Raw genomic sequence first — 8,038 nt, 5'->3', positions numbered from 1 at the left:
GGGAGGGAAGTTCAAAAAAGGGGCGATGCTTCCTTTTAGCATCGCCCCTTTTACGTTAAATACATTTTTGAATGATTAGTCAATGATTAAAACAAGTTTACCATTTCCTAAGCCTTTTTCTACTTGTTCAAAGCCCTGCGATGCTTGCTGAAGGGGCAAAGTTGTCCCGATAATGGGACGGAGTGCACCACTTGTCAGCATGCCAATGACACCATGAATGCTTTGTTCATATTCCTCTTTTGGTGCATTCCAAAGAGCTGTTGCTAAAATATCACATTCCTTTTGCATGGCAAGACGTGGGTTTATTTCAATTGAACCACGATTACCAATTATGACAATTTTACCAAATGGGGCAATCAGCTTTAAATCTGTTTCTAAATTCTTATTTGCTAAAAACTCAATAATGACATCAGGAGCTTTGCCACCTGTTAAGGCTAGCACATCTTCAATCGTTGCTTCTTTCACATGATCAATGACAAAATCTGCACCAGCTTGCTGCACCAATTTTTTACCCTCATGTCTACTAGCTGTTCCAATCACTTTAGCACCGTGAGATTTCGCCATTTGCACAGCCTGTAATCCAACTCCGCCACTAGCACCATGAATAAGTACGGTTTGACCAGGCTTCAGACAGGCACGTTGAAATAGTGCACGATAGGCTGTAAATGCAGGTACCCCTAATGCGGCACCTTGTTCAAAAGATACATGCTCTGGTAATGGATGAGCTAAGGCTGCGTCACATACTACTTTTTGTGCAAATGTGCCTGTACTATGACCTTTCACTAAGGACGCAATAAATACACGATCGCCCACACGAACATTTGTGACTTCTTCTCCAATCGCCTCCACAATCCCAGAACCGTCTAACCCTGGTGTATAAGGGAGCTGAGGTATACTAAACGCATATGTACCTGTTAATGTGTAAGTATCACTCGGATTGACGCCCGCCGCATATAAACGAACACATATCTGTCCCTTTCCTGCTACGAGATCCTCTACGTCTGTATATACTAATTCTTTAGGCCCGCCAAATTGTGTAACTTGAATTGCTTTCATGGTATCAACCTCCTCGTAGTTATTATATATCAAAAGAGTACATTCACAGTAATATCTAGGTTTGGTTCTGAGATGATTAATAATCTATTTAATATTAATAGGAAAAAGAATACACCGCTGAACATGCTAAAGATTAATAATCTAGTGTTTTAAAATTATATTAGAATTACTTTGTAATGAAATTATCATATTGCTGTGATGTGTCTGTTATACCTTTCTAGTATAGTGAACCTATCAAATCACACTAGGAGGTAACAAACATGTTAAAGAAATTCATCGTAGCCTTTACCATCTTAGCTTCTTGTGGCTCTTTGTTCGCCGCCAAGGGTGAAAAAGCGGAAGCAGCAACTTATAATTATCATACAGCAGCTATTTCGATTGCAAAATCTAATATCGGAGTTCCTTACAAATGGGGCGGGATGTCGCCAAGCGGATTTGACTGTTCAGGTCTTGTGAAGTATTCCTACGGAAAAGCGGGAAGAACACTAAATCGCACTGCTGCCCAAATGTACTATGGAAACGGATATCGACCATCTAACTTGCAGATTGGTGATTTATTGTTCTATGGACCGAATAAAGCAAGTGCCCCAACACATGTTGCCATCTATATCGGATACGGGAAAATGATCATGGCATCCTCATCTAAAGGGGTTATCATCACCTATACAAGCAACCCATATTGGCATGCTAGATATATTGGAGCCAAGCGAGTTTAAAGGACCATCGTGACGATGGTCTTTTTTTATAGTATTTTTCTTTTCGTAAAAACCTATCCTGTAATAGAATTTTGGCAGTTGCTAGAAACGTAAAATTTAGCAGAAGTTGACATCAAAACTAAATAGAAGAACAAGGCACCTATATCAGAGGTGCCTTGTTACTTTTGCTCGAAATTATCAAATACTGCTTTGATTAATCGTATTTAGGTTTTGTACTGCCGATTTTTTATGCAGCCATTCATAAATAATTGGGATAATCATAAAGCTGTTAATGGTTGATGTGACCATGCCGCCAATTACGACAATACCGAGCGTTTGAGAAATGACGGTATCGGCATTGTGTGAAAAAGCAAGTGGCAGCAGTGTAAGGACTGTTGCTGCAGCTGTCATTAAGATGGGGCGAATCCTTGAAAGACTCCCATTTAATACAGCTTCTTTAACAGGCATTCCTTCTTTTCGATTTCGTTCAATCTTGTCAATTAACACAATACCGTTAGTTACTACAATACCTGTAAGCATTAAAATACCGATTAAGGCAGCCAAATTCCATTCTCCGTGGAATAAAATTAAGGCAATAACCACACCACTTAAGGCTAGTGGTATGCTTAACAGTACAGATAATGGTGCTCTCCATCCTTTGAAAATAGAAGAAGTGATTAATAATACTAAAAGGATAGAGAAGGCAACGGCAACTGACATATCGAAAATCATTTGTTTAACTTGTCCAGTGATTCCTCCCAATGAATAGGTGACATCTTTAGGAAGTTTCATGCTGCTTAACGCTTTCTCCGCTTGACTTGACACTTTGCTAATATCATTGGAGGTAATCTGTGCTGTCACAAGCGAGAATGGTTGACCATCTCTTTCGCTTACTGTTGAAGGAGTGGTATCCTTTGAAATTTTAGCAATTTGGTCAAAGCGAATCATTTCACCATTACTTCCAGGGAATGTTTCAGCAGAAAGAGATCTTAAAACATCGTCCGCTGAGGCATTTAGAGTGATAGCCGAATTGGTTCCAGTTGCGATTTGATCCAAATATTGGTCAACAGGTAGTGCTTGGTGATCAACCGTAATTGTCGCATCTTTTGAAGCCGACATATAACGGTTAATGATTGTTAAAATATCCGGTACTTTTACGCCTTTCTCCTGGATCGCTTTTTGATCAAAGGTCACTTTGTACTTAGGCGCTCCATTCGTTAAATCCACTTTTCCATCAACACTTAGGCTGGCCACTTTCGATAGCTCTGTTCTTGCCTTTTGAGCTACCTGATCCAGTGTTGCTTGGTCCGAACCAGTAAATAAAATACGCATTTGAGAATCATCACCAGAGATGTTCTGGCTTGTTACCGTATAAGTAACATCCTTAGATAATGCCGGAAGCTGGTTTTGTAATTGCTTAATCACAGAATCAGCATCTTTATCATTCTTCAATACAACTGCTAAGTTAGCCACGTTTGGATAGGTGATATATCCTCCGCCTTGGTCAAACACATCATCACTTTGAGGTGTCATAGTTGACCCGAAATTGGATGAATATGCCGCAACTTTAGGATTTTTCTTTAATGTTTTTTCGATTTTTTGCACTTCAGAATCTACTCGAATTAGTGTGCTTCCTTTTGGAAGCTCTGCCTTAATGGCAATTTGTCCAATTTTTCCACTAGGTAATAAACTTACTGGAAGAAATGCTGAATATGCACCAGCAGCTAAAAAGACTAAGACCGATACAATAATCATTGCTTTCTTATGTTTAAAAGCAGATTGAAGAATTGGTTTCATTTTTGAATCAAGTTTAACCGTTTGTTTTTCCCCGTTTTTGCCTTTCCATCCCATGAAAGCAAGGCCAGGAATAACCAGCATCGCAACAAAGAATGAGATGATTAAGGCAATGACAACAGACCAAGCAAACCCGCTATATGAGGCACTTATTACCCCGCCAACAAAAGCAATTGGAATATAAACAGCAATTGTTGTTAACGTAGATCCTAAGATTGCTGGAATCATTTCAACAACAGAAGAGGCGAGAATAGAAAGTAGAGATTGGTCCTTATTTTCTTCGCGCTTTCTATACATATTGTCTAAGATAACAATCGAGTCATCGACTATACGACCCATCGCTACTATTAAACCTGAAACGGTTAAAATGTTTAAAGTGATCCCCATTGATTTTAAGAAGGCCGTTGTTGCCAGTAATGAAATTGGCAGTGAGATCGCAATTAATAATGTGCTTCTAACATTTCGGAAGAAGAAGAACACACAAATCATCGAGAATAAACAGCCTAGTAAACCTTCTCGAACCAATCCGAATAGAGAGTTGTTTAATTCTTTTTCTCGGTCGAGTAGAATTTTAAACGTAACATCATTTGGATTTACGGTATCCAAATGAAGATGTGCCACACGGTCTTTTACTTGTTCAGACACATCCGTTATATTCGCTGATGGTGTCTTGATTACATTTAAAGTAACACTTGGTGCGCCATTTGTTCTAGAAACCGTTTTAACGTCGTTTAAAGAATGAGTAATGGTCCCAAACGCTGATACAGGAATCACCTTTCCTTCTTTATTCTTAATCGTTGCTTTTTCCATTTGTTGCACTGTTAATGGTAAACCTTCGAACGATACTGGTATGGATAACTGATTGTTTACAATATTCCCTTGTGGCATGGACGGAACAGCTAACGCAAATGATTTATTCACATCATCCAATGTTAATCCGTTTTTCACAAGGTCTTTCATGCGGATCGTTAACACATATCCATCTTTTGCTCCACCAATGACGGATACATCTGATACACCAGGAACCGATTTTAATTGCTTGACAATTTCCTGTGTCGCAGTGGAACGTAACGTTTGTTCATCCAATTTTGTACTTGTTACGCTGTAAGTCAAAATCGGGAACGAACTAGTGGTTAATCGTGTTACTGACGGTGTACTTGTAATAGTTGTCGGAAGATCTGCATTTGCCAACGCTTTGTTTACTTGATCTTCTGCCATTTTCATGTCTGTATCCATAGGGAAATACAAACTCATAAACAAACCGCCATCATAGGATGTGCTTTCCACATTCGAAAGTCCGTCGACTACTTTAACAGCACTTGCCAAATTATCGGTCACTTGCTGTTTTACTTGTTCTGCTTGAAAACCAGGCACTCTCATACTGACAGAGAGGGTTGTATTATTAATTCCAGGCAAATAATCTCGTTGCATCTGGTAAGCAGAAATCCCTCCCCAAGCCAAAATGATGACAACACATACAATCATAAGAATAGCTCTTTGCATAGTTGCCTCTACTAATTTTTTCATGTTTTTCATCCCCAATCTGTTTCTATTACTAAACCCAAATAACCTTATCTTTTTCTGTTGAGAATATAAAAAAATGTATTGAAATTGAATTGGGCAGTTAAAGTATATAAAACAACCTTTTGGGTTCCCTTAGTAAAACATTAAGATTTGATTAATATAAGCAATAAATTTACATCTCGTGCTATTTCATGAAATTGAGTGGGTATATTAAGTAAAAGTAGAAATTTCCGATTGGAGGTGGGATCTGCATGTTTAAAAAGATAGTAAAGACTGTACCTAATTTTTTTACGATTGGAAATTTATTGTGCGGTGTTCTTTCCATTACATGTAATATGAGTGGATTTTTAGAGGTATCCGCCGTTTTAATATTCTTTTCTGCTGTTTTCGATCTAGTAGATGGACGGGTTGCCAGAAAATTAAAAGTGAACAGTGAGTTTGGTGTTCAATTGGATTCCTTAGCTGATATTGTGAGCTTCGGTGTTGCCCCTGCTCTTTTATTTCATTCGATCGCTGCACCATCGATTTTAACATCTTTAGCTTTTATTCTATTCCCTATGATGGGGGCTTTAAGATTAGCTAAGTTCAATGTTAAACCCACCATCGGGTTTTTCAGTGGATTACCTATTCCAGCGGCAGGATTACCTTTGGCGGGTATGGGATTCTTTTTATATAGCAATGCCTGGATTACCTTACTACTCGCTCTCCTAATGGTAAGTCCCATCAGGGTGAAAAAACTTTAATAGTGGTTCCTGTGTAAAAAGCTATTAACCATTCAAAATGGGATAGCTTTTTTTCTTAACCTTTTAGTTCCCTTAATACAGGATTAAGAATTCATTAACTTAGAAAATGTAGGCATTTATCGTGCTAAATTGTATGTAGGTCTAAAGTTGAGGGATTTTATACTTTAGCATTTCTTTTTATAAGGTTGTCTTAGAGGAGGAAACAAAAACCAAGTTTAACACAGCCTTTGATAAAAATGGGGGCATTTATATGTCATATTTAATGACTTTATTTGAACAGCATAGTTATCTAATCTTATTCATAGGGATTTTTCTAGAACTCATGGCACTCCCCATTTCTGGTGAGTTTTTAATGAGCTACGCTGGATACTTTGTCTATCAGGGGAAAATGAATTACATGTTAGCCCTTTTGACAGTCTTTCTTGCAGCTGGTGCTGGAATTACCGTAACCTATTGGATTGGGAAAGCTGGAGGATATAGACTAATTGAAAAATACGGAAAGTTTATTCACATGGGTCCAGAAAGATATAAAAAAACAGCCGCTTGGTTTGAACGTTCAGGCAGTAAATTGCTTGTGTTTGCTTATTTCATACCAGGTATTCGGCATTTTACTGGTTACATTTCTGGAATATCTAGAATGCCTTTTCGCAGATTCATTATTCCTGCCTATACAGGTGCTTTTTTATGGGGAATTTGTTTTATTACTCTGGGGAAGGTATTGGGCCCACAATGGGAGAGCTTCCATCAAGCAGCTAGTAAATATTTAATCGTATTCATTATTGTTTTAGTTGTATTGGTAATAGGTTATATTGCTTATCGGTATTATAAAGTTCAAATCAAAGCATTTTTTACTCATTCGTTAAAAAGATTGATCCAGCGGCTTAATACGATCAGGGCAACTGAGATTTTTCTCATTATCCTTACTTTCGTTTTAATTGGGATGGTTACCCTGATGCTCGGAATGGCACAAGACTATTTAGATAATGAGTTTACCCAGTTTAATAAAGTTACGGAGTACCTGATTCGTTCCGCTATTTATATGAGTTGGATGAAAGGATTTATCATATTTCAAACTCCAATTGCACTTGGTTCCATAATAGCAGTAACCATGATCAGAATTTGGAGCAAGGGACGAAACAGAGGGCTTGAATTCCTATTACTGGCAGTTTCAATAGCAGGAGCCAAACCTTTTCATGATACGGTGTTTAAAGTATTTACTTATCTTCAATCCTTCGGGTTTGTTGGGAAATTTCACTCCGCCAATTTTCCTGATTTTAATGCTACCGTTTTGATCATTATTTATGGAACCTGTCTATTTTTGCTTGCTCGTCATACTCCCAAGGATTTTGTGGCCCTATTTGGTCCATTACTTGTCTTAATCCTTTTAATGGGACTAGCGATTGTAAATATCGCATCTACCAGCGTACTTCCGAGTGATTTGATAGGAGGATATGTATATGGTGGTGTCTGGATATTTTTTAACTTCTTGTTGTTTGAAATGTTAAGACTTGTAATTGCAAAGTAGATAGAAGTAATTGCCTATTTAGGAGTAGAAGGGGTTGGGAACGGTGAAAACACATATTTTAGTCATTGAAGATGAAGCTCAAATTGCTCGTGTATTAAAGATGGAGCTTGAGTATGAAGGTTATCAGGTAACAGTCGAACATACCGGTAAATCAGGATTAGAAACCGCTTTGGAATCGGACGTAGATTTAATTTTATTAGATGTAATGCTGCCTGGAGTAAGTGGAATAGAAGTGTTAAGGCGATTTAGGAAGGATAATAAGAGAACACCTGTTATTCTTTTAACAGCTCGAAATACAACATTTGATAAAGTAGCAGGATTGGACCATGGAGCGAATGATTATGTCACGAAGCCTTATGAAATTGAAGAATTGTTAGCCCGGATCCGTGCGTGTCTACGATATTATGATCAAGAGGAATCTTTGGAGGAAGAACCCGCTTTGAGGGTTGAGGACTTAGTCATAAACACAGACACACGAGAAGTAAAAAGAAGTGGAAAATGGATCACCTTAACCCCAAAAGAATATGATTTACTGGTTTACTTAGTCTTGAATAAAAATAAAGTTGTAACAAGAGAGAGCATCATTATGAATGTTTGGGGATACGAATACGAAGGAGAAACGAATGTCATCGATGTGTTTATTAGGCAATTAAGAAAAAAGATGGATGAAGGTTTTTCTTTTCAGTTAATTAATACGATTA

The 8,038-nt window shown here is 37.9% G+C and carries 6 protein-coding genes; 4 read left to right on the top strand and 2 right to left on the bottom strand.

Annotation, left to right across the window (positions count from 1 at the left end; genetic code table 11):
- Positions 1-75: 75 nt before the first annotated feature.
- On the bottom strand, positions 76-1,056 hold the full coding sequence (locus V7266_RS19395; RefSeq protein WP_335470065.1) for an NADPH:quinone reductase: 981 nt from the start codon (positions 1,054-1,056) through the stop codon (positions 76-78).
- A gap of 260 nt (positions 1,057-1,316) precedes the next feature.
- Here V7266_RS19395 and V7266_RS19390 point away from each other — a divergent pair, with 260 nt between their 5' ends.
- Positions 1,317-1,772, top strand: coding sequence for a C40 family peptidase (locus tag V7266_RS19390; RefSeq protein WP_335470064.1), 456 nt, complete (start codon positions 1,317-1,319; stop codon positions 1,770-1,772).
- Between the two features lie 177 nt (positions 1,773-1,949).
- On the opposite strand, the gene V7266_RS19385 is transcribed toward V7266_RS19390, so the two are convergent.
- Positions 1,950-5,072, bottom strand: a complete 3,123-nt coding sequence (locus V7266_RS19385) for an efflux RND transporter permease subunit (protein WP_335470062.1) — start codon at positions 5,070-5,072, stop codon at positions 1,950-1,952.
- 248 nt (positions 5,073-5,320) lie between these two features.
- Here V7266_RS19385 and pssA point away from each other — a divergent pair, with 248 nt between their 5' ends.
- The 3 genes from pssA to V7266_RS19370 form a co-directional block, all read left to right on the top strand.
- Positions 5,321-5,812 carry a CDP-diacylglycerol--serine O-phosphatidyltransferase gene (pssA, locus tag V7266_RS19380; protein ID WP_335470060.1) on the top strand — a complete coding sequence of 164 codons (492 nt, stop codon included), beginning with the start codon at positions 5,321-5,323 and terminating at the stop codon, positions 5,810-5,812.
- A 250-nt stretch (positions 5,813-6,062) separates the two neighbouring features.
- Positions 6,063-7,337, top strand: coding sequence for a DedA family protein (locus tag V7266_RS19375; protein WP_335470057.1), 1,275 nt, complete (start codon positions 6,063-6,065; stop codon positions 7,335-7,337).
- 43 nt (positions 7,338-7,380) lie between these two features.
- Positions 7,381-8,038, top strand: a 658-nt coding sequence (locus tag V7266_RS19370) for a response regulator transcription factor (RefSeq protein WP_335470054.1), incomplete at its 3' end; no start/stop codon positions are given.

The organism is Neobacillus drentensis (assembly GCF_036965645.1).
Taxonomy (GTDB): domain Bacteria; phylum Bacillota; class Bacilli; order Bacillales; family Cytobacillaceae; genus Neobacillus; species Neobacillus drentensis_D.
This window is presented reverse-complemented; position numbering and strand designations above follow the sequence as displayed.

Excerpts from the sequence above, each read along its gene's own strand:
- V7266_RS19395 (WP_335470065.1), bottom strand. The coding sequence starts at position 1,056 with ATGAAAGCAATTCAAGTTACACAATTTGGCGGGCCTAAAGAATTAGTA.
- V7266_RS19390 (WP_335470064.1), top strand. The coding sequence starts at position 1,317 with ATGTTAAAGAAATTCATCGTAGCCTTTACCATCTTAGCTTCTTGTGGC.
- V7266_RS19385 (WP_335470062.1), bottom strand. The coding sequence starts at position 5,072 with ATGAAAAAATTAGTAGAGGCAACTATGCAAAGAGCTATTCTTATGATT.
- pssA (WP_335470060.1), top strand. The coding sequence starts at position 5,321 with ATGTTTAAAAAGATAGTAAAGACTGTACCTAATTTTTTTACGATTGGA.
- V7266_RS19375 (WP_335470057.1), top strand. The coding sequence starts at position 6,063 with ATGTCATATTTAATGACTTTATTTGAACAGCATAGTTATCTAATCTTA.